Origin of the sequence: Paraflavitalea speifideaquila, from assembly GCF_032395985.1 — a bacterium.
GTDB classification, from domain to species: Bacteria; Bacteroidota; Bacteroidia; order Chitinophagales; family Chitinophagaceae; genus Paraflavitalea; species Paraflavitalea speifideaquila.
The window spans coordinates 3,066,145-3,092,576 of the sequence record NZ_CP135920.1; the positions used below are offsets into that span (position 1 = coordinate 3,066,145).

The 26,432-nt window shown below is 47.4% G+C and carries 30 protein-coding genes and 2 pseudogenes; 19 read left to right on the forward strand and 13 right to left on the reverse strand.

The genetic code is table 11. The features are described 5' to 3' along the window. Nucleotides 1-16 precede the first annotated feature (16 nt). From RS881_RS21085 to RS881_RS21105, 5 genes are read right to left on the reverse strand one after another with little or no spacing between them, the layout of a single operon-like run. Nucleotides 17-340 (reverse strand): MFS transporter, encoded by a 324-nt coding sequence (locus RS881_RS21085; RefSeq protein WP_315825060.1) that lies wholly within the window; start codon nt 338-340, stop codon nt 17-19. Next, nucleotides 231-1,796 (reverse strand): MFS transporter, encoded by a 1,566-nt coding sequence (locus RS881_RS21090; RefSeq protein ID WP_425476385.1) that lies wholly within the window; start codon nt 1,794-1,796, stop codon nt 231-233. Before RS881_RS21090 ends, RS881_RS21085 begins: the two co-directional genes overlap by 110 nt. Further along, nucleotides 1,679-2,191 (reverse strand): hypothetical protein, encoded by a 513-nt coding sequence (locus RS881_RS21095; RefSeq protein ID WP_315822882.1) that lies wholly within the window; start codon nt 2,189-2,191, stop codon nt 1,679-1,681. Before RS881_RS21095 ends, RS881_RS21090 begins: the two co-directional genes overlap by 118 nt. A gap of 41 nt (nt 2,192-2,232) precedes the next feature. Beyond that, nucleotides 2,233-2,688 carry a tetratricopeptide repeat protein gene (locus tag RS881_RS21100; RefSeq protein WP_315822883.1) on the reverse strand — a complete coding sequence of 152 codons (456 nt, stop codon included), beginning with the start codon at nt 2,686-2,688 and terminating at the stop codon, nt 2,233-2,235. After that, a complete protein-coding gene (locus RS881_RS21105) occupies nt 2,627-3,025 on the reverse strand; it encodes a tetratricopeptide repeat protein (protein WP_315822884.1) in 399 nt (132 codons plus the stop codon). The genes RS881_RS21100 and RS881_RS21105 overlap by 62 nt, the downstream gene beginning before the upstream one ends. Nucleotides 3,026-3,297: 272 nt before the next feature. On the opposite strand from RS881_RS21105, the gene RS881_RS21110 reads away from it, so the two are divergent. The 5 genes and pseudogenes from RS881_RS21110 to nhaA all read left to right on the forward strand — a co-directional run bounded on the left by RS881_RS21110 (nt 3,298) and on the right by nhaA (nt 7,236). After that, a complete protein-coding gene (locus RS881_RS21110) occupies nt 3,298-3,993 on the forward strand; it encodes a response regulator transcription factor (protein WP_315822885.1) in 696 nt (231 codons plus the stop codon). Further along, a complete protein-coding gene (locus tag RS881_RS21115; RefSeq protein WP_315822886.1) occupies nt 3,993-4,931 on the forward strand; it encodes a histidine kinase dimerization/phospho-acceptor domain-containing protein in 939 nt (312 codons plus the stop codon). The genes RS881_RS21110 and RS881_RS21115 overlap by 1 nt, the downstream gene beginning before the upstream one ends. Continuing rightward, nucleotides 4,813-5,373 (forward strand): sensor histidine kinase, encoded by a 561-nt coding sequence (locus RS881_RS21120; protein WP_315822887.1) that lies wholly within the window; start codon nt 4,813-4,815, stop codon nt 5,371-5,373. Before RS881_RS21115 ends, RS881_RS21120 begins: the two co-directional genes overlap by 119 nt. A gap of 69 nt (nt 5,374-5,442) precedes the next feature. Then, a complete protein-coding gene (locus RS881_RS21125; protein ID WP_315822888.1) occupies nt 5,443-5,664 on the forward strand; it encodes a hypothetical protein in 222 nt (73 codons plus the stop codon). 514 nt (nt 5,665-6,178) lie between these two features. Further along, nucleotides 6,179-7,236: pseudogene (gene nhaA, locus RS881_RS21130) on the forward strand (Na+/H+ antiporter NhaA). Nucleotides 7,237-7,714: 478 nt separating this feature from the next. Here nhaA and RS881_RS59795 read toward each other — a convergent pair. Beyond that, nucleotides 7,715-8,110, reverse strand: coding sequence for a C10 family peptidase (locus RS881_RS59795; protein ID WP_350340156.1), 396 nt, complete (start codon nt 8,108-8,110; stop codon nt 7,715-7,717). Between the two features lie 98 nt (nt 8,111-8,208). On the opposite strand from RS881_RS59795, the gene RS881_RS21135 reads away from it, so the two are divergent. After that, nucleotides 8,209-8,475 carry a hypothetical protein gene (locus tag RS881_RS21135; RefSeq protein WP_315822889.1) on the forward strand — a complete coding sequence of 89 codons (267 nt, stop codon included), beginning with the start codon at nt 8,209-8,211 and terminating at the stop codon, nt 8,473-8,475. Nucleotides 8,476-8,548: 73 nt separating this feature from the next. Here RS881_RS21135 and RS881_RS21140 read toward each other — a convergent pair whose 3' ends face one another. Further along, nucleotides 8,549-8,764 (reverse strand): hypothetical protein, encoded by a 216-nt coding sequence (locus RS881_RS21140; RefSeq protein WP_315822890.1) that lies wholly within the window; start codon nt 8,762-8,764, stop codon nt 8,549-8,551. Nucleotides 8,765-8,800: 36 nt separating this feature from the next. Further along, nucleotides 8,801-9,553, reverse strand: coding sequence for an XAC2610-related protein (locus RS881_RS21145; protein ID WP_315822891.1), 753 nt, complete (start codon nt 9,551-9,553; stop codon nt 8,801-8,803). Nucleotides 9,554-9,701: 148 nt separating this feature from the next. On the opposite strand from RS881_RS21145, the gene RS881_RS21150 reads away from it, so the two are divergent. The 10 genes and pseudogenes from RS881_RS21150 to RS881_RS21195 all read left to right on the forward strand — a co-directional run bounded on the left by RS881_RS21150 (nt 9,702) and on the right by RS881_RS21195 (nt 16,865). Then, complete coding sequence (locus RS881_RS21150; protein ID WP_315822892.1) at nt 9,702-9,983, forward strand: hypothetical protein; 282 nt, start codon at nt 9,702-9,704, stop codon at nt 9,981-9,983. Between the two features lie 98 nt (nt 9,984-10,081). After that, nucleotides 10,082-10,477, forward strand: a complete 396-nt coding sequence (locus RS881_RS21155; protein ID WP_315822893.1) for a hypothetical protein — start codon at nt 10,082-10,084, stop codon at nt 10,475-10,477. Beyond that, a complete protein-coding gene (locus tag RS881_RS21160) occupies nt 10,426-12,117 on the forward strand; it encodes a carboxylesterase family protein (RefSeq protein WP_315822894.1) in 1,692 nt (563 codons plus the stop codon). The genes RS881_RS21155 and RS881_RS21160 overlap by 52 nt, the downstream gene beginning before the upstream one ends. Nucleotides 12,118-12,442: 325 nt before the next feature. Next, on the forward strand, nt 12,443-12,658 hold the full coding sequence (locus RS881_RS21165) for an alpha-L-fucosidase (protein WP_315822895.1): 216 nt from the start codon (nt 12,443-12,445) through the stop codon (nt 12,656-12,658). A 7-nt stretch (nt 12,659-12,665) separates the two neighbouring features. After that, nucleotides 12,666-13,760: pseudogene (locus tag RS881_RS21170) on the forward strand (alpha-L-fucosidase); the annotation flags it as partial. Nucleotides 13,761-13,774: 14 nt separating this feature from the next. After that, on the forward strand, nt 13,775-14,056 hold the full coding sequence (locus RS881_RS21175) for a hypothetical protein (protein ID WP_315822896.1): 282 nt from the start codon (nt 13,775-13,777) through the stop codon (nt 14,054-14,056). Next, nucleotides 14,053-14,985 (forward strand): glycosyl hydrolase 2 galactose-binding domain-containing protein, encoded by a 933-nt coding sequence (locus tag RS881_RS21180; protein ID WP_315822897.1) that lies wholly within the window; start codon nt 14,053-14,055, stop codon nt 14,983-14,985. The genes RS881_RS21175 and RS881_RS21180 overlap by 4 nt, the downstream gene beginning before the upstream one ends. Then, on the forward strand, nt 14,982-15,362 hold the full coding sequence (locus RS881_RS21185; RefSeq protein ID WP_315822898.1) for a glycoside hydrolase family 2 TIM barrel-domain containing protein: 381 nt from the start codon (nt 14,982-14,984) through the stop codon (nt 15,360-15,362). Before RS881_RS21180 ends, RS881_RS21185 begins: the two co-directional genes overlap by 4 nt. Then, on the forward strand, nt 15,353-16,474 hold the full coding sequence (locus RS881_RS21190) for a hypothetical protein (RefSeq protein ID WP_315822899.1): 1,122 nt from the start codon (nt 15,353-15,355) through the stop codon (nt 16,472-16,474). Before RS881_RS21185 ends, RS881_RS21190 begins: the two co-directional genes overlap by 10 nt. A 16-nt stretch (nt 16,475-16,490) precedes the next feature. Further along, nucleotides 16,491-16,865: a group III truncated hemoglobin gene (locus RS881_RS21195; RefSeq protein ID WP_315822900.1), complete on the forward strand. Its 375-nt coding sequence runs from the start codon at nt 16,491-16,493 to the stop codon at nt 16,863-16,865. Nucleotides 16,866-17,017: 152 nt separating this feature from the next. Here the strand turns inward: RS881_RS21195 and RS881_RS21200 are convergent, their stop codons facing one another. The 5 genes from RS881_RS21200 to RS881_RS21220 all read right to left on the reverse strand — a co-directional run bounded on the left by RS881_RS21200 (nt 17,018) and on the right by RS881_RS21220 (nt 22,731). Then, nucleotides 17,018-18,142 carry a multiheme c-type cytochrome gene (locus tag RS881_RS21200; RefSeq protein WP_315822901.1) on the reverse strand — a complete coding sequence of 375 codons (1,125 nt, stop codon included), beginning with the start codon at nt 18,140-18,142 and terminating at the stop codon, nt 17,018-17,020. 79 nt (nt 18,143-18,221) lie between these two features. Beyond that, the gene (locus RS881_RS21205) at nt 18,222-19,820 is read right to left on the reverse strand and encodes a RagB/SusD family nutrient uptake outer membrane protein (RefSeq protein ID WP_315822902.1); all 1,599 of its coding nucleotides are present in this window, start codon (nt 19,818-19,820) and stop codon (nt 18,222-18,224) included. 22 nt (nt 19,821-19,842) lie between these two features. Beyond that, nucleotides 19,843-20,010 carry a hypothetical protein gene (locus RS881_RS21210; protein WP_315822903.1) on the reverse strand — a complete coding sequence of 56 codons (168 nt, stop codon included), beginning with the start codon at nt 20,008-20,010 and terminating at the stop codon, nt 19,843-19,845. A 38-nt stretch (nt 20,011-20,048) separates the two neighbouring features. Next, complete coding sequence (locus tag RS881_RS21215) at nt 20,049-21,692, reverse strand: TonB-dependent receptor domain-containing protein (protein ID WP_315822904.1); 1,644 nt, start codon at nt 21,690-21,692, stop codon at nt 20,049-20,051. A gap of 121 nt (nt 21,693-21,813) precedes the next feature. Further along, nucleotides 21,814-22,731: a TonB-dependent receptor plug domain-containing protein gene (locus RS881_RS21220; protein ID WP_315822905.1), complete on the reverse strand. Its 918-nt coding sequence runs from the start codon at nt 22,729-22,731 to the stop codon at nt 21,814-21,816. Nucleotides 22,732-23,375: 644 nt separating this feature from the next. Here RS881_RS21220 and RS881_RS21225 point away from each other — a divergent pair. From RS881_RS21225 to RS881_RS21235, 3 genes are read left to right on the forward strand one after another with little or no spacing between them, the layout of a single operon-like run. Then, nucleotides 23,376-24,653 (forward strand): SusC/RagA family TonB-linked outer membrane protein, encoded by a 1,278-nt coding sequence (locus RS881_RS21225; RefSeq protein WP_315822906.1) that lies wholly within the window; start codon nt 23,376-23,378, stop codon nt 24,651-24,653. Between the two features lie 2 nt (nt 24,654-24,655). After that, nucleotides 24,656-25,585, forward strand: a complete 930-nt coding sequence (locus tag RS881_RS21230) for a TonB-dependent receptor domain-containing protein (protein ID WP_315822907.1) — start codon at nt 24,656-24,658, stop codon at nt 25,583-25,585. A gap of 14 nt (nt 25,586-25,599) precedes the next feature. Next, nucleotides 25,600-26,403, forward strand: coding sequence for a SusC/RagA family TonB-linked outer membrane protein (locus RS881_RS21235; RefSeq protein ID WP_315822908.1), 804 nt, complete (start codon nt 25,600-25,602; stop codon nt 26,401-26,403). The last annotated feature ends 29 nt before the right edge of the window (nt 26,404-26,432 follow it).

A 26,432-nucleotide genomic window follows, 5' to 3' on the forward strand; every position in this document is an offset into this window, starting at 1 on the left:
GTAACAATGTTTTCTGTTAATGCTGTGGAGCTGTTTGCACGGAGATCTTACCTACCATCCAGAGGATTAGAAGGCCCAGGAGAGACATAATGGCAAATGACCAGCGCAAATTAAAGGCATGGGCAATAAAACCTACCACGGGTGGTACCAGCAAAAAGCCAAAATAACCGACGGTGGATACCGCTGCAATGGCGGGGCCGCCGCTCATATTCTTAACCTTGCCTGCCATGCTAAAGGTCATGGGTACCACGCAGGATACACCAAATCCTACCATCATAAATCCAAAAGCGGCCACATAGGTAGCGGGTACCAGTGCGGCCAGCAACAGCCCACTGGCCATCAGTATGCCACTGTATTTGAGCATATTTTTTGATGCCGATGCGGTTGGCCATCCAGTCGCCCGTAAAACGGCCCAGGGTCATCGCTACCATGTAAATGGCATAACCCGCTGTGGCGATCCCATCCGGCGCGCCCGTGGCTTTGCGCAGGTAGATGGCTGCCCAGTCGTACATCGTGCCTTCACAGGCCATGGAAGCAAAGGCTACCAGCCCAAATTTCAACATCGTTCTGTTGGGCCACACAAAGCTACCCTTGCGCTCATGCGGTGAGGGCATTTGGTGTACACTGTCTTTGAAAAAGTAGCAACATAAACTGGTCAGCAGGATACTTACCACCCCGAAGTGCCAGGAGGTGGCAATATGGGCCGATACCATCAGCGTGCCGATGGCAGCAGCTGCAAAACCCGCTGTACTCCAGATACCGTGGAGGGAAGCAATGATGGAGCGGCTAAACAATGCCTGCACACCGATAGATTGGGCATTGGCCGAAATATTGAACAGGTTACGGGCCGAGCCAAAACAGAACAGCACCACCACCAATTGCCAGGTTTGATCAACAAAGCCTACCAGGCACATCATGATATTGAAAAGCAGGGCACCTGCCAGCATAATATAACGGCTGCTGAAACGGCGAAGCAAAAAGCCGGTAAGGGGCAGGGTGAGCATGAGGCCGGCCGGCATGGCAAATAATACCGCACCTAATTGCGCCTCGTTAAGGTGTAATTTTTGTTGGATAGTGGGAATGCGTGAAGCCCAGGTGGCAAAGCCAAAGCCTGAAACAAAAAAGAAAACAGCAATTGCGATACGGGCTCTTACAGGAGATACGCTTTCCGGGTCACCAGCCATAGGTAAATTCTGCTTAATGAAGCCGCGAAGGTACACAATATAACCAACCTGTACATGTAAAACGAGGGGTTGTGGGGAGCCTTGTCTGGCAGCAGGTAAGGCCGGTAGAAAGCGGGAATAAAAAAGCCAGGAGAAAGAGTTCTCCCGTCTATCTAGCAAGAAATCAACAGTCAAGAAAGCTGGTCGCCTTATCGTGGGATGGTACTTTTTATTTATTGTTATTGCCGTTGTTATCGGCACTGACTTTTTTTCGAGGATGGATATGTATTGCTGCGCATCCTTATTGGCCGGGTCTATTTCCAATATCTTCTGCAGGTGCTCAATAGCATCGGCATAGTCCTTTTCCTGGTTGGTTTCATAAGCGGCAATATATCCATAAGCTTCTACCAGCCATTTCTTCGTGGTGGCAGTAGCGCTGGCGCTATCCTTCTCCAATACACCTGCCAATGCATGGTAATGGGGTATGGCCAGTCCTTTTTCCATTGCCGAGTCCTTCAGTGAATTGGCTCTTGCCCGCCAATAATACCCAAAACTCTGTTCGGGATACTTTTCAATGTATTTGCCAAATACGGTATCGGCCTGTGCATATTCTTCGGCTTTGAAATGCGCAATACCCCAGTTAAACAGGTCGATATTGGTAGCCTTGCCATTGTTGGTGTAATATTTACCCAACCAAATAGCCTGATTGGCATTGTCTTTTTATCCTTATACAGATCGCTTAGCTTTTTATAATAATTAAACAGGGCTGCAGAATCGGTTATTTTGGTAACCGCTGTTTGGTAGAATACCAGTGCAGAATCTTCTTTGCCTGCTGTAGCACTATACAGATCGGCCATGACCTCATAATCCTTTACCACAAAATTGCTATCGTCTTCCTGTGCAAAATAGGTGGTCATGGAATGAAGCGCCTGGGTGGTATCTTTTAATCCCATGTAGCTATAGGCCATCAACTTATAAAGGCGGGGCATGGAATCAACAGGCAGGTTGGCCAGGGTATTTCTGGCCATGGTAATGGCCGAATCAAACTGCTTATTCAGGTATACCAGGTCTATATGCTGGTACTCATTTGCGGCATTATAGTCGGATAGCTGCAGGTAATGCCGGAAATAATCGAGTGCTTTGGCGGCATCTTTAAAATAGGCATCGTAGTACAGTTCATACCAGGCTGGTGCATACAGCGGATCGGCAGTAATGGCTTTGTTGAAATATTCCAGGTAGCCATCGGCATTTTCTGAGCCACAAATATCTTCCCCATCTGATAGAGTGCCGCTGCATTTTTGCCATCTTCATTCAACGCAGCCTGGTAGGCGCGGTAGGCTTCCGTGCCATTGGTGAGCTTACGGTAAGCATTGCCCCTTAATACATTAAAGGCAGGGTTATCGGCGTCTTTTTTGGCAGCCATATCCAATACCTGCAAAGCTGTGTTGGGATCACCGTTCTTCTCATTGATCCATGCATTGGCTACCGCCAGGAGGATGGCCGGGTCTTTTACGCCCTTCCCCAATGGCCTGGTTAAAATACGTGCGGGCACTATCAACCTTATTTTGCGCCAGCAAAAGCTGGCCATAGGCTGCTTTATAATATGGATTGTCTTTTACTGCGACGTTTGCCCGTTGCAGGCTATCTGCCAACGGTTGAATTTCTTTCAGCGGCAGGTAGGCTTGTGACAGGTAATACCAGGCTGCCCCATTACCAGGATCGGCCTGCAGAACCTGGTGTAAGGAGGTTTTGGCGCTTTGGTAGCGCTCATGGTAAATAAGCTGTATGGCATCGGGAACAGTTTGCGCCACCAGCGCTACGGATGAACAGAGGCTGCTAACCAGTAGGAGTGTTTTTTTCATTGTTGATTAGATTGCTTGATTGCCACGTTTCCTTCCAGAATACGCGGCAGGTTTGAAGTACATTTCTTAACCATTTGTAATAGGAGCACCGGTCTGAACAAACTTAAAAAAGTGTGATTAGTCACTTATTAGTGCGGGATTAGAATAAGATTAGAATTAGTGCCCGCATCAGGCCGACTTTTATCCGTCCAAGCTCGTAGCTCGCAGCTCATGGCTCGTAGCTGCTTTTTCTGCCGTAACTTAGTAGTGAAATTACCCATCTGTAGCAGCCTATGGAAGAAAGAAAGATATTGATCGTGGAAGATGAGCATAAGATTGCCGATACCTTGAAAGCGGGTTTGGAAGAGAATGGCTACCATGTAGAAGTAGCTTATGATGGCAAGATTGGGGAGCGTGTATTTATGGCGCATGATTTTAACCTGGTGATACTGGATATTAACCTGCCTGGCATCAATGGGTATGATCTATGCAAGATCATTCGCAGTAAAAATGCGCAGGTGCCCATTATTATGCTTACCTCATTGGGCAGGTTGAATGATAAAATGGAGGGGTATGATGCCGGGGCCGATGATTACCTGGTAAAGCCCTTTGAGTTCAAAGAATTGCTGGTGAAGATCAGGGTATTGCTGAAACGTACCATGAACCAGCAAATACCGGTGGGTAATATTTTAAGCGCTGCTGACCTTACGATGGACCTCGATAAAATGGAGGTAGTACGTGCAGGCAATAGGATATCACTCACCATGAAAGAGTTTCAGCTATTGGAATACCTGCTGCGCAACAAGAACAGGATAGTATCCCGCGCTGATATCGCCGTAAATGTATGGGAAATAGATTTTGATACCAATACGAATGTGATTGATGTGTATATCAATTACCTGCGAAACAAGATCGACAAGCATTTTTCGCAGCGGCTGATACAAACACAAGTGGGAATGGGATATGTTTTAAAGGAAAGCTCCTCCTGATGCCGGTAAGACTTCGAATCACCCTGCTATTTGGAAGCATTGTATTGCTGATCCTGCTTTTTGTTTGCGGGTCCGTCTATTATTTCTCCCGTACAGAACGTACCCAGGATATTATCCTGCTGTTGACCAATCGGGCCATTACCCGCGCACGATTACTTGATCAGCCCAACCTGTTTGATCAGAACCTGCTGCGCACCATTGATTCCTCTACCTTGATGTCGCTGAAGGAAAAGACCTTGCAGGCCTATGATTACCTGGGCCAAAAAGTGTATAGCTATAGCGATGAACCCGGTGATACTCTTACAGTAGATAAAACCATATTGGATGATGCCCGGGTTAAAGGAACGGTTTATTTCAGGATCGGTACCAAAGAAGCTGTGGCATATCACCATGCTGATCCCGACAAGCGACGGGTGGTGGTGGTGGCGGCAGCCTATGATGAATTGGGATTGAATAAACTGCAGGAGCTTCGGCATATCCTGCTGATTAGCTTTTTAACAGGTAGTATCATTGCTTTTGCCGCTGGTTACTTCTTTTCGGGTGGCCTGCTGAAGCCCATTAAAAAGATTGCAGACGATATCAACGAGATCTCCGCCCAGGATCTCAACCGGCGTATCCGTGCAGGTAAGGTGCATGATGAATGGCAATACCTGTCCGAAACATTGAATCAATTACTGAACCGTTTGCAGGAAAGCTTTGATATGCAAAGGCGTTTTATTGCCAATGCTTCCCATGAATTGTCTACGCCGTTAACCTCCATCTCCAGCCAGCTGGAAGTGTCGCTCAAAAAGACCGGGAAGCAGATAAATACCGGGGGTAATGCAGAGTGTTTACCAGGATGTGCGGCACCTGGGCAAACTTACGCAAACCCTGCTGGAGTTTGCACAAGCTTCGGGCAACCCTGGCGGACTGGAGCTCCAACCGGTAAGGGTAGATGAGATAATACTAGCGCTACCGGCGGATATCAATAAGATCGGTCCGGAGTATATTGTTTCCCTCTCCTTCGGCAATATGCCCCTGGAAGATGATGCGCTGATTGTTTTTGGCAATGCCGAACTGCTTTCCCTGGCAGTACGCAATATTGTAGTAAATGCCTGCAAGTATTCGGCCGATCACAAAGCGGTTGTAAAGCTGGATACAGAACATCATCAGTTTATTATTTCCGTGGAAGACAAGGGGATTGGGATACCCGAAAGTGAATTGAAATACATATTCCAGCCTTTTTACCGCGTCAATCATACCAATGGTACCGGCGGGTTTGGCCTGGGCTTGTCCCTGGCACACCGGATTGTTAAACTGCACAAAGGCGAAATTACTGTTAACTCTCAACAGGGAGAAGGGACTTTATTCCACATTATACTGCCTGCTGCCAAATTCTAATCCAATTATAATGTCAAACTAAGCGGTGCCTAATCATGCGGAACCAATTTGCTGCGGAAAGCGAGCAGCATGAAATTTAATTACTCCATTTTCCTTATACTATTTATCCTGGCCTTATTATCATTGAGCGCCTGCCTTTTCAAGCAACGGGTATCGTACAAGCTGAAGAACAGGGAATTGATATTGCAAAATGATTCCCTGATGTCGGTAAATATAGAGTTAAAGCGTGAGCTGGAAAAGGTGCAGGAGAATTCATTGAAACGTAAAAGAGCTACTGCGTGGTCAAAATAGTAAGGATAGGGTCTGATTATTGGCAATGGAACACAAAAAGCCGATCGCCCGAATGAGTATTTGGTCAACATGAATTCCTGACAATAAATTGTACAGTATGAATCACACGCTAACCGAAGTTCTTGAATTACGCCGGTTTGCAGAAGACAGCATGGAAACCCACCTGTTAGAAGTAAATGCTGCTAGCGTTATCTACAGGAAAAAGTCTTTAATGAGCGCCTGATCGCTTACATTGATGAACTGAATGAAAAATGCAGGCAGATCAATGGCGCTGAAGGAAGTGCCGGACGGGGGCGCTTCAAATCATTGCATGCCCTCATTAATGAATACCAGCTCCGGTTTATAGCCAGCTATTAAATACTTGAAAGTTAATGTTGTAACATACTTATAGTTGTATCTTAGCGGGTCGAAAATCAAAACTGCAATACTGACCCATTATGAGATTGACAAGGTTATTTACGGACTTCTTCAATAGTGAAAAGGCTGGGGGCTGATCCTCGTGGCTTGTACTTTGGTGTCATTGATCCTTGCCAATACCACCCTGGGCGAAAGCTATATTCATTTGTGGCATACAGAAGTGGGTAATAAGCCTGTTGAGTTTTGGATCAACGATGCCCTGATGGCCATCTTTTTCTGATGGTAGGGTTGGAACTGGAGCGGGAGTTTTACAATGGTGAACTGGCTGAAATTAAAAAGTCAATGTTACCGGTTTTTGCCGCCGTTGGTGGTATGGCAGTACCAGCGTTGATCCATTTTGTATTTAACTACGGTACGCCGGCGCAGGATGGCGTAGCCATTCCTATGGCAACCGATATCGCTTTTTCCCTGGGTGTGCTTTCGCTGTTGGGAAATCGTGTACCCGCTTCATTAAAAGTATTCCTGGCTGCCCTGGCCATTATTGATGACCTGGGCTCTATACTCGTTATAGCCCTCTTTTATACCAAAGGCATTTCGGCCCTTTACCTTGGGCTAGCCTTAGGCATCTTTGCCATTTTGCTGATACTTAACAGGCTACGGATACACCTGGTATGGATATACCTGGTATTGGGCGTAGTGATGTGGTTTTTTATGCACCGCTCGGGTGTACATGCTACCATTACTGGTGTGTTGGTTGCATTTGCCATTCCCTTTGGGAATGGTGATGAAAGATCAACCTCTTATAATTTGCAGCATGTTTTGCACAAGCCCGTAGCATTTTTTATCCTTCCATTGTTTGCGCTGGCCAATACGGCCATTGCAATACCCGGCACCTGGAGGGAAGACCTTGGGTCTTCCAATAGTTTGGGTATTATGCTCGGTCTACTGATAGGTAAACCCGTGGGAATTTTCCTGTTTGGCATGTTGAGCGTTCTATTAGGATTATCCAAAATGCCACTGGGTGTTCGTAAAGTACACTTGTTGTGGACCGGTTTGCTGGCAGGTATTGGCTTTACCATGTCCATCTTTATCACCCACCTGGCTTTTACCGATGAAACCCTCGTGATCAGTTCCAAAATAGCCATCATCCTAGGTTCAGTGTTGGCCGGGGTGCTTGGTTTCGTAGCGTTGAAGCTATCATTGAAGAAAGCATGATCTTATTTTCCTGCCTTTGTCTGCAAAGGGCTAATGGTTACAAAGGCCCTTAGTTTAATATCATCAACCACATCAATTGGTTGAAACAGCTTGTACCATCCGGTACGTTTGCCGCCTGATCCATAATTGATATGTACCCAAAAATGCCGGCTTCTTCAAAGTATCCATCAATAACAGTGGAATGCCCATAGGAAGTAAAATTGCCAAAATGGAAATATACAGGGCGTTGGTGGCTGATTTCCTGTTGTATGATCAATTGCACACTGTCTGGGCCAATGAGGTGTTGTATGTTTTCTTTTTTTGGCTATGGATTCCACCTGGGCGGGTGAAATAGGAATGTCTCCGCTGAAAGCAGCATAGAAAGTAGCTTTACAGGTAAAGTACTTTTCGATCTGCCCGGCAGGGTTTACCATTTGCAGGTACCTGGAGCTCCCAAAATCCTTGCGTATGGCTTCGGCGGTGAGCATCGAATACCGGGCTACCGTTTCAATAACCCGGGGGAGGAAGTGGAGTCTAATGAGGCGCTAAAATCGGTCCAGGACAAGGCGTATTTATCCAGGGTGTCCGTAATCACAAAGCCCTTACTGCACTGGTAGTTGACCAGGCCACTGGGCCGTAGCCGGTGGTGATATAGTATCTGAGCCATAGCGGTGCTCCAGCAGCCTAATACTTCATTATTGGGAGTATATTTGGTATAAAGGCCATATTGGTCCCAATTGGTCTTTAATAAATAGGGCCGGCCTGGCCTTTCTGCTGCAGTTTGTTGCGCCTGGAGATGAACACAGGAGAGGAGGCTAATTAGTACAGGAATTGTTTTTTTAACATGGCTAATTTTTGTAGAACAAAAGGACGAAAAAGGACCAGCCCTACCCAATCAAAACGTATTTTGAGCGTAAATAAACCCTGGATGGGGTGTAAGCATCAATCGTTTTACGTAGTACCTTTGGTTTCAATTATTTAATAATATCAATTATGGCTTTACCTAAATTCATGATCGCCGACGATCCGGTTACTGATCCGGATAATGAGTATATATTCCATACCCAGGAGCCTCGTTTTATCGCTAAAAGGGTAGAGGACGATGATGACAATGCCCATATTGATATCGTAGAAGAGATTGACGATGTTGCCGGCTTTTTCAATAACGATCCTGTACAGTTACAGGTACTGTTGGATGAACTGGGCGAATGGTATAGTGATTATATGGATTGGTTGGAAGAAGATGAAGAAGAAGATTAAATAGTAGGGCAGGGGCCTAAGCCCCTGTTTTTATTCCGATCTTAAACTCTTAACCGGGTTGGCCATGGCTGCTTTAATGGCATGGAAGCTTATCGTTACCAGTGCGATCAAGGCTACCAATATACCTGCCATGGCAAACACCCACCAATTTCATCAATTCGTCCCTTAATACCTGCGCATCTTGATGTTTAATACCCCTGTTATAACGAATATCAACCATCACCAGGTTACTGTCATCATAACCCAGTTTTTCATTGGTGAGGAAGTTGAACTGTGAATAGATGATCATGGTGCCAATGATCAGGAAAATGCCAGCACTGGCAAGTTATTTCTTGTTTACATGCTTGCGTACTATTGCAGCGTTTTTCTTGTCCTGCAATAGAATTTGGTGTATAGCTTTTTCTAATTGATTATCGTCTGGGCCTCCCAAATCTAATTTAACATAAGGCCCCAGGTCAATGAGTTTACCATTTCGTAGTATCCGGTAAAACGCGAAGGCTTGCGTACTGCCATATAGCGCCAGGGTTGTAATAATATTATATTTTGTATCTGAAAGAGAAGGATTGGGCAGCTCTTCAAACCCCGCCACTCGTTTCAACTGCTTTTTGATTGGGTCAACAAGGTATAGGTGATTATAAATACAGCTACGGGCGCTGGAAACAAAAGGGATAACGATGTCTTTAATCTTATCGTTATTAAAATCTTTAAATTCAATACCTGGCATATAGCTGTATAGCGAATCAATAAAAATAAGCTTTCCTGATTTATAAAAAGTTAAGGTAGCATTGCTCACTTCTTCATTGGCGGGGTTGTCGACGGAGTCAAGTGGTTTCAACACCAGCCGGCAGGAAGAATCCTTAAACAGGATCACAGAATGGGTTGCTGATTGTGCCCAAAGTACAGAAGGTGTGATAAGAAAAAGGGCCGGCAGAAAGTACTGCAGCAAGCGATTCATAAGTAGGTTTTTTTGTGAAGGGGTGAATCTATCCAAGGTACCAATAATAACTCGTAACCCATTATGGAAAAGTGTGAAAAGGGATACAATAATTTGTTTGACGCAACATATCTCATTAATCAATATTTTTAGTCCGTAAACCTGGCTATTACATTTTCAAACCCGTTTCTGTTCCCGCAACCATGAAGAGATCAATACTTACCGCTGCATTGATACTTGCCCTCCTGGCACAGTTCCCTGCCTTTAGTCAGGAGATCTATTTTGAAAAGGATTGATCGCCAACCTGCCCAGCCGCTATGGCCGCGAAGCAGTATATAGCGATGAGCTGGCTTATCGCCTGTATACCCAAACCCTGAAAACCCCAATAGCGGGTGACAGTATTGGCGCCAATGATAAAGGGCAGCCCATCATTTGGCAACCCATTGAGGCCGATAGTACCCACCGGCTCCGCCTGCGGGGAGGAGCCGCAAGAGGTGGCGCGCCGGCTGGCCGGGTGTTACGCCGGGCGCTACCAGGGGTGGCCTGGGTGCCGGCGGTAGTTATATCTACCTGACCTATACTTCTTCCAAAGCACAAACCGCACTGCTCAATATAAAAGGCAATAGTGGCGTATTTGTAAATGGAGAACAGCATACAGGCGATCCTTATAGCATGGGTTATTTGTACCTGCCCATCCAACTCAAAAAAGGACTGAATGAATTTTATGTGCGGGGCGCTACCGCAGTGGCCAGTCTTAGCTTTCCTGGTAAACCAGTACAACTCAGTGCAGATGATCTTACCATGCCTTTTGTGGTGCCGGGACTGCAGTCGGGTGTATTGCAGGGCGCCATCGTGGTGCTCAACACCTCCGGCAAGCCATTGCAAGGCCTCTTGCTCAAAAGTGTTTTGCAGGGCAAACAGGTGTCGATAAGCGTACCTGCCATTCCTGCCCTGTCATCCCGTAAAGTGCCCTTCAGTTTTGATGGCAGCGGTATTGAAACCAAAGGCAAATATGAATGTACAGTTACCTTGCTGGACAAGGGAGGATGCTGGATGAAAAAAAGATAAGCATTGAAGCAGTAACACCTGCCGAACAATACAACAGCACTTTCACCAGTGCCATTGATGGAAGCCTGCAGTATTATTCGGTGACACCCCAATCAACGCCTCACAACAGCAATAGCGCCCTGTTCTTATCCGTACACGGGGCAGGGGTAGAAGCCATTAACCAGGCCCGGGCTTACAAACCCAAAGACTGGGGTACGCTGGTTGCTGCTACCAACCGCCGCCCACGGGGTTTTAACTGGGAAGACTGGGGCAGGCTGGACGCTATGGAAGTACTGGGTATTGCCAAAGAAAAGTTCAAACCCAACCCGCAAAATATTTACCTCACTGGTCATTCTATGGGTGGCCATGGTACCTGGTTCCTGGGCGCTACCTATCCCGATCAGTGGGCGGCCATTGCACCCTGTGCCGGTTATCCCACCATGAAGGGATATGGATCGGCCGATGGGCTGATACCGGACAGCAGCAATAATCCCCTGGAGCAATTGCTCCTGCGTTCGGGCAACCAAAGTGATGTGCCCAAGCTGGCTACTAATTATAAAGCCCATGGGGTGTATATATTTCATGGCGATGATGACAGAACGGTGCCGGTAACTTATGCCCGGCAAATGCGGAAGTTATTGGGTGATTTTCATGCCGACCTTAGCTACTATGAATATCCCGGCGGCAGCCATTGGTTTGGTGATCATAGTGTGGATTGGAAGCCCTTGTTCGATTTCTTTCAATGGCATCACCGCCTGCCCGACAGCAGTGTGAATACCATTGATTTCAGCACAGCTAGTCCTGGTATTTCTGCTTCTTTTCGCTGGGCAACCATTTTGCAACAAACCCACCCCTTGCAATACAGTCGCCTGCAATTGCGTAGAGACAGGGCGGCGGGCAGTATTAGCGGTACCACCAGCAATGTACGTTTGCTAAAGTTTGCCTTGAGTGATTTTACTGCCGGTACTACGGTTAAAGTAATATTAGACGGAGCCCCCACTTTGAGCTATACCATCCAAAGCAATAAGGATAGCCTGGTGCTGGTAAAAGAAAACAACCAATGGATGATCACTACGCAGCCCGATGCCTGGCAAAAAGGCCCGCACCGGTATGGCACTTTCAAAGATGCTTTTAACCACAATATGGTATTCGTGTATGGTACCACCGGTTCCAAGGAAGAAAATGCCTGGGCACTGGAGAAAGCCCGTTTCGATGCAGAAACCTGGTACTACCGGGGCAATGGAGCAGTAGATATCATTGCCGATAAAGATTATAAACCCGAACAGTACAAAGACCGTGGCGTGATCTTGTATGGCAATAAATCCACCAACAGCGCCTGGACTATCTTGTTAAGCGATTGCCCCATACAGGTTGATAAAAATATCATCACTGCTGGAAAACAACTATTAACTGGTGATCAGCATGGCGCCTACCTGGTGTGGCCTATTAAGAATTCTTCCCTTGCTTCGGTGGCAGCAGTTACCGGTAGCGGCTTAAAAGGTATGCAGGCCGCTTCAGCCAATCAATACTTTGCCGGCGCCAGTGGGTTCCCCGATTTTATGATCTTTGGATTGGATATGTTGCACAGCGGGGCAACAGGTCTTAAGATGGCCGGCTTCTATGATCATAACTGGCAATTGACTGCTGAAGAGATGCAGTAGGGACAAAATTAGCCATAATAGGTCGTTATAGGTAATCTTACCTGATTTCGGCCAAAAGCCGCCACATGAATTAGGAACCTCATTAATTCATAAGTAGGTTTGTTGGGTACCCGAAGGGTAGCTGAAGGGTAGTCGAAGGGTAGTAATAGGATACAAATAGCGTTCATCATAAAATTAGCATCTTTAACCAAAAGCGGCAGGGCATTATGCGTAGTTTATTCAGTCTTTTATTGTTATTACTGTTTTGTACTGTTAATGCCCAGCAGGGTGTTCACCCCAATCTGCCACCTATGAATGGCCAGCCGATCCATTGGTAAAAACAAAGTTGGATAAATGGCAGGACCAGAAATTTGGTATGATCATCCATTGGGGGCTGTATGCAGTGCCTGGTATGATCGAATCCTGGGCCCTTTGTTCGGAAGACTGGATCGACCGGGACAGCAATATGGCTTATGACGATTTCAAGAAATGGTACTGGGGGCTAAAAAAAAGACTTCAATCCCGTACAGTTCAATCCCGATCAGTGGGCGGCTGCTGGTAAAGGAGCCGGGATGCGATACCTGGTATTTACCACCAAGCACCATGATGGGTTTTGCATGTTCGATACCAAAGAAACGGACTTTAAGATCTCCAATGGTCCCTTTGCCGCTCACCCCAGGGCCGATGTAGCAAAGCATGTATTTGATGCATTCCGCAAGGAAGGGTTCATGATCGGCGCATATTTTTCTAAACCCGACTGGCATACAGAAAATTATTGGTGGCCTAAATATGCTACCGCCAACCGCAACAATAATTACGATATACGCAAATATCCCTGGCGCTGGGATAAATACAAAGCATTTACCTATCACCAGATCCAGGAACTGATGACCAATTATGGCGCCATGGATATCCTTTGGCTGGATGGCGGCTGGGTACGTCCGCGCGAAACCGTGAATGCTGAAGTGCTTTCCTGGGGTGCACCCATACCTGAATGGAGCCAGGATATTGACATGCCCAAAATCGCCGCGATGGCCAGGCGCAATCAACCTGGCCTGTTGGTAGTAGACCGTACCGTACATGGACCTTATGAGAATTACCAAACACCCGAACAGCGCATACCTGAGAAACAACTGGCTTATCCCTGGGAAAGTTGTATGACCCTGGCCAATAATTGGGGGTTTGTGGCCAATGATCAGTTTAAATCGCCTGCCAAAGTGATCCATTCACTCATAGAAATTGTAGCCAAAGGAGGCAGCCTATTGCTGGGCATTGGGCCCAAACCAGATGGAACCTTGCCTGCAGAGGCCACCGGGCGATTGGCTGCCATTGGCGAATGGATGAAGGTAAATGGTGATGCGATCTATGGCACCCGTACCATTAATAATTATCAGCAGGGGAGTACATTTTTTACCCGAAGCAAGGATTCCGTTACCTTATATGCTTTGGTATGCTTAAAAGAAGGAGAGCCTTTGCCTGCAATGATTGAGTGGAGAGGGAACCTGCCAAAGAAAGGCACTAAGATCAAATTATTACAAACTGGTCAACCCGTTAAATGGGTACAGCAAGGTGAAACGGTGAATATATCCCTGCCTGCTGCCCTGTTGAAATCAACAGCATCTTATCCGGCATTGGCTTTTGCTTTCACCCCGGAGAACAAATAGCTTTCCCGGCAAAAGTGCTCATCGAAGTAACAGTTGAACTATTCACAACCCACAAGATGTTTCCACGTACACTCTCCATATTACTTTGCCTCTTTTCCCTGCAGGCAGTATCCCAGGATCGTTATGAACTGAACACCGGTTGGCAATATGCACCCGTAGCTACCACCAAAGCCCGGGGAACCGATCTGTCTCTTCCTTCCTATGATTTATCAGGCTGGAAACCTGCTGTTGTACCCGGCACAGTACTCACCAACATGCTGTATCATCAACAGGTTCCCGATCCCTTTATGGCATGAACAATGAATTGATACCCGATATTTATACTACTGGCCGGGAATATTATACCTACTGGTTTGTCAAGGATTTTAAAGAAGCCTATCCTGTTACCGGTCAGCAGGTGTGGCTGCAATTCCGTGGCGTCAATTATGCTTGTGATGTGTTCCTTAATGGTCATCAGCTCAATGCTGCTACCCACAAAAGCATGTTTCTGAGGCAGGAATACAATATCACTCCATGGCTCAGTAAAGATGGCCGTAACAGGCTGGCAGTGATTGTGTATCCGCCCGATCCGGTAGGCAATCCCAATGGCGGTCAAGGTGGTGATGGCCGCATAGCCAAAAATGTATCCCATCAATACGTAGCAGGATGGGATTGGATACAGCCTATCCGGGATCGCAATACCGGTATCTGGGACAAGGTGTATATTGAAAAGACCGGCATGGTGAATCTGAAGAATCCGCATGTGGTAACATTGGTGCCGGGTAAAAGGATTCCTTCGGGGCCGCAGCAGCCAGCTATTATTAAGATGGCCGCCGAACTGGAAAATACCTCCAATAAACCCATGCAGGGTGTACTGCAATACAGCCTGGCAGGAAAGAAGATATCGAAGCAGGTTACATTGCCGGCCAATAGCACCACAGTGGTTACCTTACCCAATGCCATACTCAGCAATCCCCGGCTCTGGTGGCCGGCAGGTTATGGCAGTCAGGAGCTGTATACTACCGAATTACAATTCCTGGTCAGTGGCAAGCCTTGCGATAAAGAATCACTAACCTTCGGCGTGCGGGAGATCCAACGGGTATGGAATACTACCACCTTGAGCAGTCAGTTCAACGTCAACGGACAAAGATATTCATCAAAGGCGGCAACTGGATCATCTCCGATGCCATGCTGCGCCTTACTGATGAAAGGTATGATGCGGAAATACGTTACCACCGTGATATGAACCTCAACCTCATTCGTATATGGGGAGGAGCTTTACTGGAACGGCCGGAGTTTTATAAAGCCTGCGATAAATATGGTATGCTGGTATTCCAGGACTTCTGGATGTCGGGCGATTGCAATGGCCGCTGGCAAGACCCTAAGAAAGCAGAGGACCAGGCCACGAGGCGCAAATATCCTGATGACCACGACCTGTTCCTGCGTTCCGTGGCCGATGGGATCAAACTCATCCGCAATCACCCTTCCCTGGCTATCTGGTGCGGCGGCAATGAGATTACGCCGCCCGATGATATCCTCACGGCTATGCGCGATTCCCTCTTGCCCCAGTTGGATGGTACACGCGTATTCTTTGATTACTCAATTCCGACAGCATGTCGATGAACATACTGAAAGGAAATGGAGATGGTCCTTACAATATTCAGCCTACTGATACCTTTTGGAAATTCCGCACCTACCCCTTCAACTCAGAAGTGGGGTCGGTAGGGTTGGGCGATTATGAATCCCTGAAACGATTCCTACCTATGGAGAATATGGCCCCTCCCGTGTATACGGCTGCCGCTAATGGCCAACGTGCCCGCGAGAAAGCTGATCCGGTATGGGAATACCATAAGTATATAGGCTACCAGGATTATATTAGCCGCTACGGCCCCGTAAAAGATGCGCGTGACTTTGCCATGAAAGCACAACTGGTTAATTACGATCAGTACCGTGCCCTCATGGAAGGTTTCAGCGCCCACATGTGGAGTTGGTACACCGGTACCATCATCTGGAAAACACAAAACCCCTGGACAGCCCTGCGCGGCCAGATGTACGATTACTACCTCGATCCCAATGCCTGCCTCTATGGCCTGCGTAATGGCGGCGAGCCTGTACATGCCATGTATAACCCCGTTGAAGGTACCGTCATGACAGTTAACAATCGTTTCACTTCCATTAATAATGGTTTCCTGACCGTGGAAGCTTTCGACATGGATGGGCATAGTACAGCGCTGCCTGGTGGCTATGGCATTGTGAAACTGGATGCCGGCGCTGTCAATACATTTAAGAGCATAAAGGATACCCTGGATAAACTCCGGGCTGCGAAAGGAATATTCCTGTCTATTCATTTAAGCAATACCAACAAACGCACCTTTAGCAACAATATATACTGGCTGCCTGCTGCCAATGGACAATACACAGGTCTCAACGAACTGAAGCCAGCCACATTGGTTCTTAACGCAACGATTGAAAAGCCCGGCCAAATGGGCGTAGAGCTAATAAATGAGACTGGCGCTATTGCCTTCTTTAATCGTATTTCAATATTGCATCCCCTGACCAAAGAACGGATACTGCCGGCTTTCTACAGCGATAATTATATCACGCTGTTACCTTATACACGAAAGTATGTTTTCATCGAATGGAACGACAAGTCCCTGACTCCCCTGGTGAACATAGAAGGATGGAATGCGACTCCAAAAACGGTGATCCCCTCAACAGGAACTCCCGGCAAATGAGTAATTTTGTATTCTTATGCATGACATACAAACCCGTGAAGATATAGAGCTGCTGGTGAATGAATTCTACAAGAAAGTGGTGCCCGATCGCCTGATCGGTCATTTCTTCACGCGCGTAGTTTATTTTAGCTGGGAAGCCCATATTCCCGTAATGATCTCCTTCTGGGAAACCCTCCTCCTGGGCAAGCAATCTTACAAAGGCAATCCCATGGTGAAGCATATAGACCTGAATGCCTTGTATCCCCTCGATCCCTTGCATTTCGACAGGTGGCTTTACCTGTGGCAGGAAACCGTACGCCAGCTATTTGCAGGCGATAAAGCCAATGAAGCCATCGACCGGGCACAGTCCATTGCACAGATCATGAAAGCTAAAATCGCCGCCCGGCATTGACGCGCCTTACTGCATTTCGCTCGCAGCTCACAGCTCGTAGCTTTACTTCGTGGCCTTCAATGAATCCATAAACCTTTTAGTGATCTCCGGATAAATAGCAACCAGGTGCGTGCGTACCAGGTTGGCATCAGCAGCCACTTTTTGTTCCTGCTTCAGGGTAATGGCGCGGGAGGGAGGGCCGGCATATGGCAGTCGATACAATTACTGTTGATCGCATTGGCCGGCAATTGCCCATCAAAACTATGTGCCTGCTGCTGGTGGCAGTTTTGACAACGTTGGGAAAGCACCGGCATATTGTCTCTTTCCTGCACATGGGTATTGTGGCAGGAGGTACAGGTAAGGATATTGCTTTTGATATAACAGGCACTACCGCTGAGCAACTGGTATTGGTTGCCATGTACATCCAATTGTCGTACATCTCCACCAGCTTTTACGTTGGCAGTGAAATATTGCGTCAGCGAATCGCCGGGCTTGAAATAAAAGATGGATCCTTTGGAGGTATGGCCTCCTGAATGGCATTGTGCGCAAAGCTCTACCTGCTGTTGCCTGGTCAACTTCTTATAAATGGCAATATGTTGTGCTTCCTTTTCTTCAGGATGCGCCGTGTGGAAGCTTACATGGTCGGCGGCTGGCCCATGACAACGTTCACAATCCATACCATAGATCACCTTTGTTTTGTCGAAGTAATCTACCAGCCTTTCTCCCTCTTGCTGCATGCCCTTGCGTTCAATAAAAGAGCCGTGGCATTCAAAACAACCGATATTGATCAGCCGGTCAAATCGTACTTTGTCGGCGGGATAACTGGGACTGTTTACCCAGTTATTGGCCACCTTCGACCAGGATACAGGTAACTGGAATACATTGTCATCCATCCAAAACAAATAGGTTTGCGCCTTACGGCCTGATCCCATTACCACTCCAAAAGGAAAAGCCTGCTTTTCTACCTCATTCATATAAGCCACCTGGTACACCCAGCCATTGCGCTGTTCCATAGCCACCTTTACATTAGCGCGATAATGGAAGGCATTCCTGCCTGGCTCAAAGCTGCCTTTAATGCTGGTAAGAGAAGGGCTGGCAGAAGTGTGCCGGTGTGCGGTAGCCAGGTAACTTGTATGAATATCCCGGTGGCAGGTGCCGCAGGTTGCAGCGCCCGCATACTGGCTGCCCCGCCAATCGGTGGCGGCACTGATAGTAGGTTCCGGCGCTTCCATACATTGCGACAGGGTGAGTATGAGGAGGGCAATCGTGGCAACGATGGCCAGTTGGAATCGTTTCATAATATTAATATAAGGAGGAAAACCCCTTGTAAAAACAAGGGGTTACCAAACTAACTGCTATATAAGGAATCTTGCTTGCCTATTTATAATCCGGATTTTGTACCAGGTTGGGGTTCTTGTCGATCTCTACCTGAGGTATCGGGAATAAAATGCGTTTCTTGCCATCGTTTTTAGGACGGTGGTTGAACCAGGTCTTACGATGGTATACACCGAACCGGATCAACTGCTGACGGCGTTGCCCCTCTGCTGCAAATTCCCAGCCCAGTTCATCCAGCATACGGCCAAAGGGAATATCATCTCCGCCCTGGTATTCAGCAATAGAACCATCCTTGTTTTGCCAGCCATATTTATAAGAGCTGCCCAGCAATAGCTGGGCCCCTGTAACTGTGGCCTTGGCTGCATTGGGAGCAGGGAAGGCCCTTTTTCTTACATTGGTGACGATCACCGCAGCATCAGCGGCCTTATTGGTACGGAGCAGCGCTTCGGCTTTCATCATCAGGATACCAGCCAGGCGGAATACGGGATAGTCAACACTCAGTGCATTGCGGGCGCCCGCTTTGATCTCGTATTTACCAATCCGGAAACCATCAAAAAATCCTGTACTGTCAATGCTGGGCACGGGTTTGGTATACGTGAGGATCAGCGCGCCTGTGCTCACGTTGCGTTGAGGTCCTTGTAGCCAGGTATCTTTCAAGCGCGTATCATCGGGATCATAGGTGTCAATGAATTGAGGTACCGCACAGTTACCTCCCCAGGGTTGAGCCGCCATTTCCAATACATTCAGGTGGGCCGTGGCCAGCGTTTTCATGTGAATCGTATTGCCCGTAGCAAGGATCTCGTCAAACGGTACTGCAAATACCAGCTCTTTCGATGTATGGTTATTCGTCAGAAAATTGGTTTTGAAATTACTTTCCAATACAAAAGGCCCTTTGTCGATGATCTCATTACATTGTTCAATACATTTTTCCCATTGAGGCGTACCTGTATATATTTCCGCATTGAGGTACAGGCGGGCCAGTGTGGCGTGCGCAGCCCATTTATTGAAACGGCCATAAGTCGTTTGATCATTCTTGGTGCTTAGTAGCGCCAGGTTGTCCAGCAATTCCTTTTCTACAAATTTGTATACGTCTGCCCGCGCACTTTGCTTGGGCAATGATGCATCCTTGAAGTTCACCGCCAGCGGCACATTGCCATGATTGTCTACAAGTACTGAGTAATAGAACGCACGCAGCCCCTTCAGTTCTGCGATCAGTTCGGCCTTGCCAGTCGATACGGGAATAGACCCCTCATCGATCTGCGACAGGATGCGGTTCACTGTATTGATGCCCCGGTAATTCTGATTCCAGCTATTGATCGGTTGCCATTCCGCAGCATTCCATTCATGTTTATGCATACGTTGGTAAGTACCGCCATCATACCAGCCATTGGGCCGCACCGGCGTTACGATAATATCTGCCGGTTCTTCCTGCAGGTCAAAATCTCCCTGCCAGCCAATCATCACCGTACGAAGCGGTGTATAGGCCGAGCCGATAATGGAAGGAATGTCCTTATCTGTAGGTTTATAAGAAGTTTCCAATACCTGGTCATATACTTCTTCATCCAGCTTGGTACAGCCGCCCAGTAGGAGAGATACGCCAAGGGCCAGGTAAATTGAGCAGAGAATTGATTGCTTTTTCATAAAGTGAGTGCTAATGCTTTAGTTAAAAAGTAATGTTGACGCCTAATGTGAAAGTCCGCATAGTGGGGTATTTATCCCTGGAGTCATTACCGGGATCAAGGCCCAGGCGGTTTACCTCAGGGTCAAGGCCCTTATACTTGGTGATCACGAGGAGGTTGAGTGCCGATGCATATACACGCAGACTTCTCATATACTTAATGCCTGTAGTATTGATATTGTAACCAAGCGTTACGTTGTCGATCTTCCAGTGGTCGCCATTCTCGATATAATGCGATACATAAGCCAGGGGGAGGTTAAGCGTACTTTTCCATATACTTTATCCAAAGCGCTGGTAAGCATATTGTAGGCCTTAACAGAAGGGTTCTCATAATACATCCGCTGGAAGTTCAGGATCTGGTAACCGAAGGCGCCCCGCATATTAACTGCCAGGTCCAGGCGCTTGTACCGGAAGGACAGGTTTACACCGGCTGTTTGTTTGGGAACACCATTGCCCAATATCTTCCGGTCATCCGTTTTGGCATCCAGGATCGATTTGGGATTGCCATCCTTGTCTTCGATGATCCATTTGCCGGCATCATCAATACCGATTGATTTATACCCATAGAAGTTGCCAATTGGCAGGCCCACTTTTACCCGGTGTGTGATTAGCTGGATAGGCTCCCCAGTATGTCCGGCATCAAAGAAATCATTGGCCAGTTTGAAACGGGAATCGGAAGAGATCGATACCAGCTTGTTTTTATTCGTTGACCAGGTAATATTACTGCTGAATTCGAAATCCTTGGTGCGGATCACATCATAGTTAAGCAATATTTCCACCCCTTGGTTCTTCATCTCGCCCGCATTGGCTGTTGTAACACTACTTAAGTTGGGAGGAACCGGTACCGGGAAATCGTACAACATGTCCTTGGTATGGCGCTGGTACACATCAATACTACCACTGATGCGGCTGCCCCAGATGGCAAAGTCCAATCCGAAATTGTACTCTGTTTTCTTTTCCCAGCGTAGATCCGGGTTGGGGTTACGCACTGGCTCGATCGGTTGTATCCAGCGGCCATTGTACAAAAAGCGGCTGCCGCTGTTATAGTTCATACTAATGAGCGACAGGTAGGGGGTAGATGGTACAGTACCCGTAACTCCGAAACCGGCCCTCAGTTTCAGGTCATTGATGAAGTCCACATTTTCCAGGAAGGATTCCCGGTTGATGCGCCATCCGGCTGATACCGCAGGGAAATTACCCCATTTGTAGTTGGCGCCAAACTTGGAAGAGCCTTCGTGGCGCAGGCTGGCCATCAACATGTACTTTTCGTCAAATACATAATTCAATCGGGCAAAAAAGCCGATGAGCTTGTGGTTATTCTTATAACTGCTCATACCCATCGTATTGTTGTTGAAATACAACGCGTCGCCCGATTGGATGCGGTTATAAGTATACAGGTCGGTAGGGAAATCAGAGTTGTTCAGGCTAAATCCTTCATTTGTTACATCCTGCCAGCTATAACCACCCAGCAGCGTTACCCGGTGTTGGTTAAACTGGCGCGTATAATCAGTTGTAAGCTCCAGCAGGTTATCGCGCGTATAATCAGTACTGCGCGAAGCATACCCAGTCCTTTTAAGTACCTCTGACGACTTGTGCCGCAGGTTTTCTGCATAGCCATTTTGAGAGGTCAACTTTACAGAAGACAACAACAGTTTCAGGTTCAGGTTTTTGATCGGTGTGAAAACGATATTCGCATTGTAACGCATTTCGTTTACGGTAGACTCACCACTCACTTCCTCTATAGGACGCAAGGGATTGTCGTAGTTATAGGCATTGGGATCTTCCCGGTAAAAGCCAGCTGCATTGTACACACTATCCGTAGGGTTGCGGATCAACGCCTGCCGGTATATATAAGAGTAATTAGGCGCATTGAAAAATTCCGGTTGCGGCCAATGATGTTGAGGTTTATTTTCAACTTGTTGTCAAACATGGAATGGTTAATATCCGCCCGGCCCGTCAACTGTTTGTTTTCTGAACGCTTGAAAAACCCCTGCCATTGCCGCACGTTGAGCGAAGCCACGTAGTTGGTTTGCGCATTGCCCCCTGAAGCGTAAGGTTATGCGTTTGACTGAGCGGATCACGGCTGATCAGGTCCAGCCAGTCCGTAGATTGGCCCAGGTCGTTGGCTGCCGGGAAGATGCCCTCTTTGATGGCCGCGCGATAGTCATCGGCAGTCATGAAATCCATCTTGCGTGCAATGGTTTGTATGTTCACCTGCCCTTCATACATGATGGTAGAAGGGCGGCTGCCCTTTTTGCGCGTAGTGATCAATACCACCCCGTTGGTACCCCGGGTACCATATATGGCAGCGGCCGATCCATCTTTCAATACATCAATAGATTCAATATCCTCCGGGGCTACCGTATTAAGCTGTCCGGGAATACCGTCGATCAGTACCAGCGGTTGGGTGGATGACATGATGGTACTATTACCACGCAGGGAAATGGAGGTGGTAGCATTGGGGTCGCCACTGGCAGTTACCACGGCTACGCCGGCCACCTTTCCTTGTATCAATTGACCCGCATCCCGCGCAAAACCCTTAGTGAAATCTTCCGCCTTTACACTGGCAACGGCACTCGTAATTTCACCTTTCTTCTGCTTGCCATAACCTACCACCACAACTTCATCCAGGCTGGCAGCGCGCAATTGCAGCGTAATGGTTATGCTGGTTTGGTTGCCCACTTTTATTTCCTGCGGTGTATAACCTGTTGCAGAAAATACCAGGATGCTTTCGCCATCAGCTACCTCCAGGCTAAATGCCCCTTTGGCATCGGTGGCCGTACCTTTTTGTGAATCCTTTACCTGTATCGTTACGCCGGCTAATGGATCGCCTTTGGCATCCTTTACGATACCCGAAACAGTGATGGCCATCATGCCTTTTTATGAAACGGCAGGCCGGTAACAAAAGCCTTGGCTGCAACAGGCGAAAAACATAGCCAGGAGGCTAATCCTGCGCCTGCAATAAGCTTAATCATAAGCAATTTGATTTGTTTGTTTAGTGTTTATGTACAATCGTTCGCTTACCAGGGTAAGTGATGTTGATGTATTTTAGATATTGTAGGGTACTTCGTGATCAGGTTCTGGATAAGATGTATGGCAATAAACTACCCCGCCGTTTTTCACAGCCTTGCTATAAATGCCTTGATAAGGATGTAACGAAAATATCACGAACAGTTCATAAACCGTTTATGGTATTTAACCGGGTTTTGTCAGATTTTAACTTTAATTGTAAACACGACAATTAAAGTTGCTCATTACCTGTGCTGCGTTTTGTTTATTGCTGTACGCGGTGTGGTAATACACGTTGAGTTGATGATGAGCGATGGTTAGTGGAGGGAGATAAGGAGGCCTACCTGATAAGTTTAAGATTTGTATGGTTTGAGCTAAACCGTAATAGTGTTTAAAGAGAATTCTTATCTGCAAACGTTTCCGTTAATAAACATGTACTTATGTAAAAAATATTGAACTTACGATAGATGTTTTCTGAAACATCCATTTAACCAAAAACAATTGCTAATATGCCAACAACAAAGTTACTTGTAGTAATTTTTGTTTTGCTTGCGGGTATACCATGCCTGGCACAAAACAAGCCGGTTTCCGGTAAAGTATCCTCCCCTGATAACAAACCCCTGCCTGGCGTAACCGTACAGGTCAAAAATACCAACCTTGTTACCACCACTGCCGAAGATGGAGCCTTCTCCCTTGCTGCGCCATCCGATAAGGTCGTATTGGTATTTACCTATGTAGGCTATGCCTCCAAAGAATTAACAGTTACGGCCGGTAGCCCGGTTACCGTACAGCTACAGGAAGATGTAAAAGACCTGGGTGAAGTAGTGGTAGTGGGCTATGGTACTCAACGGAAAACCGATCTTACCGGTGCTGTTACCTCTCTTAGGGGTGATAAGATCCGGGAAATGCCGGTAGTAAGCGTAGAACAGGCCATGCAGGGCCGCATGCCCGGCGTACAGGTACAGCAAACATCAGGTCAGCCTGGTGCCGGTATCAGTATCCGCGTACGTGGTGTTTCTTCTATTGCCGGCGGTAATGAACCCCTGTATGTTATAGATGGACTGCCACAGTTTAATGATGATGTACGGGGTGTAAACGGATTGGCCACCATTAATCCATCAGATATCGAATCCATAGAAGTGTTGAAAGATGCTTCGGCCACGGCTATCTATGGATCAAGGGGTGCCAATGGGGTAGTGATGGTTACTACCAAATCGGGCAAATCAGGCCAGCCAAGGGTAGTATTTGAAAATTCGGTAGGCATACAGCAGGTGCGCAAAAAGCTGGAGATGATGAGCAGTACCGGGTATATTGATTTTGCCAGGCGGTACTATGCCAATACCGGAGGCAATGCTCCTGCTGAATTGGTCAATTTTACGCCTACCGTCAGCACCGATTGGCAGGATGAAGTTTTCCGCACCGCATTGCTCCTGAATAACAGCCTTAGTGTTTCGGGAGGTACAGACCGTAGCCGGTATTATGTATCCGGTGGTTATGTAGACCAGCAGGGTATTGTGGCAGGCAGTAATTATAAACGTGGTTCCATCAGGGTAAACCTGGATAATAAACTAAGTGATCATTTTAGTATCCAAACCCGGTTTACAGTATCCAGGGCTGTACAGAATGGTTTTTCTCCTGCTGTTGGCGATAATACGCGCAATTTTGGTAAATCGGGTATAGGCTCCGTACTACGCGCTTTGCCCACTGTAGGCATCAAAAATGCCGATGGTACCTATACCGATGTGACCCCTTTGGATTTAATGGGATTGATGCAGAAAATCCGGTAGCGATGACCAGGGAGATATTGGACCGCAATACCACTACCAGGATACAGGGAGGTATAGATATCAGGTGGGCCATTGTAAAAGGGCTTACCAATACCGTGCGCCTGTCAGGCGACTTTTACCATATACGCCGTGATCTGTATTATCCGCGCATATTGCCCCGGTTGGGTAATAATATCGGATCGGCCGAACTGGGACAGTATGACAAAACATCGGCCCTGGTGGAAGACTTCCTGGAATACAAACACGCGTTTACCGGTGACCTTTCCATGGAAGCCATTGGCGGTGTTTCTTATCAGCGCGACCGTTATGACCAAACCGATCTGGCTGCATCCGGTTTTGGCAGTGATGACCTGAAGAACTATAATTTCAGCTCGGGCAATGCCATCAGCAAGCCGCTAACAGATATCACCGAGAACACTATTTTGTCGGCATTTGCCCGGGTTCGTTTTAATATGAGCGATAAATACCTGTTTGCCGCCAGCATAAGACGTGATGGCGCTTCGGTGTTTGCAGCAGACAACAAGTATGGCGTATTCCCTTCTGTATCGGCGGCCTGGCGTGTTACGGGTGAAAAGTTTATGGAGAAATTTACCTGGGTATCCAACCTTAAGTTGCGCGCCAGTTGGGGCCAGGCGGGTAACCCGGCCATTAAGCCCTACCAATCACTGCTGCTGGGCAAAACGGTAAATACAGGGCAGGGTGCTGGTGCAGGATTGGCCGTAGGTATTGCTCCCACTTTTGCCAATCCAGCTTTGAAATGGGAAACGACTGCGCAAACCAATATCGGCCTCGACCTGGGGTTGCTGCGTGACAGATTTCGCATCACCTTCGACTACTATATCAAAAAACTTCCGACCTGCTGGCCCTGGTACAGTTACCGCCATCAGGCGGTGTTAGTGCGGGCATCGGTACAGGCCCGGGGCAGATCATAGACAACGTAGGTGCGGTGGAAAATAAAGGATGGGAAGTATCTCTGGGTGCCACCATCATCAATACGGACGACTGGGGCGTGAACGTAGACCTTAATTTTTCACAAAACAAGAACAAGGTTACCAAAACAAAAGACAACAAAGATATACCCACCATCGCCGGTGGTAATGATGCCTCGGGTTCCAATAGTATTATCAGGGTAGGGCAGCCACTTTCGGTTTTCTTCACCCCTAAGTTCCTGGGGCTTGATAAGGACGGTATACCCCTCCATGAAAACCTCAATGGCGATAAAGACGGCAATGGCCGGGATGTGATCAATGCAGCCGACAACCAGGTAACGGGTAGTCCCTATCCCGATTTGTATTATGGCATTTCACCTTCAGTACGGTACAAGCAACTTTCATTAAGTATGATCTGGGCGGGCGTTAGCGGAATGCTGCTCAACAATTTTGCCAGGTACGATTTAACGACCCCTGTAATTTCCAACCAGTTCAATAAACTGAAAGAAGCCAATGAGCTGTATCCAAGACCCAGCCAAACAGCCGGTAATTTCCACTTGCGTTCATCCCGGTTTGTGGAAAGTGGCGATTTCTTTCGCCTGCGCAATGTGCGGCTGGATTATACTTTCAAATTGAAAAGCAAGGCCATTAAGAGCCTGAATGTTTACCTCAGTGCGCAAAACCTGATCACTTTTACCGGTTATAGCGGGTACGATCCTGAAGTGAATAGCTTTAATGGCAATGACCGGCGGCAGGGGGTAGACCTGGGCGCTTACCCATCAGCCAAAACCTATAACCTGGGATTCGGTATCAGTTTTTAACCTTGACCAATTACTGTAAACTATTTGCA